The sequence below is a fragment of the Parapedobacter sp. ISTM3 genome, assembly GCF_016533505.1.
Taxonomy (GTDB): Bacteria; Bacteroidota; Bacteroidia; order Sphingobacteriales; family Sphingobacteriaceae; genus Parapedobacter; species Parapedobacter luteus.
The window spans coordinates 1-606 of the sequence record NZ_JAENGN010000069.1 but is presented as its reverse complement, the minus strand read 5'-3'; the positions used below and the strand labels follow the sequence as shown (position 1 = coordinate 606).

The window sequence follows — 606 nt, the reverse complement described above, 5'->3', positions numbered from 1 at the left end:
CGCCCCTCCTCCATGTGGATGGCGTTCAATGCACTGCCCTCCCACTCAATGCCGTCGATGTAATCCGTGGTGATGCCACCAACCACCGAACGAAGCTTCCGCCCCGTGGCATCGTACGTGTAGGTCGCCGACGTGCCCCCAACCGTCCGGGGAAGGTCCAGCTCGTTGTACGTAACCGACCGGTTCACCCGCCCGTCCAGCGTCATGTTCCCGTTGGCATCATACTGGTACGTCGCGCTGCCCCCCGTGATCGTCTGCAAACGGTTGCCCCCCGCTGCCGTGTACCCGTACGTCCACACCGCACCCGCATCACGCTTCAGCGTGGCGATGTTCCCCGAACGGTCATACGTGACCGTCTCCCCGACGCTCCCGGAAAGACCCGTAAGCAGCCGGTTCTGCCGGTCGTACGTGTAGCTGTACCCCTGGACGGCCCCCGTGCCGTGACGCCAGCTCTGCCGGCTGATGTTCCCGTTGTACTGCCGGAATGACGACGCCGAGGTGTCCTCGTAGAGCAGCGTCTGCTGGAACTTCGGAGACACCGCACCCTTAAGCCAACCCCGCGCGTTGTAGCTGTAGTTAACCGACTCGGCGAACGACGTGCCGTTG

At 63.7% G+C, this 606-nt stretch carries 1 pseudogene; it reads right to left on the bottom strand.

Annotated elements, in window-relative coordinates:
• Positions 1-260 (bottom strand): annotated as a pseudogene (locus tag JHJ32_RS22980) (RHS repeat-associated core domain-containing protein); the annotation flags it as partial.
• Positions 261-606: the final 346 nt, after the last annotated feature.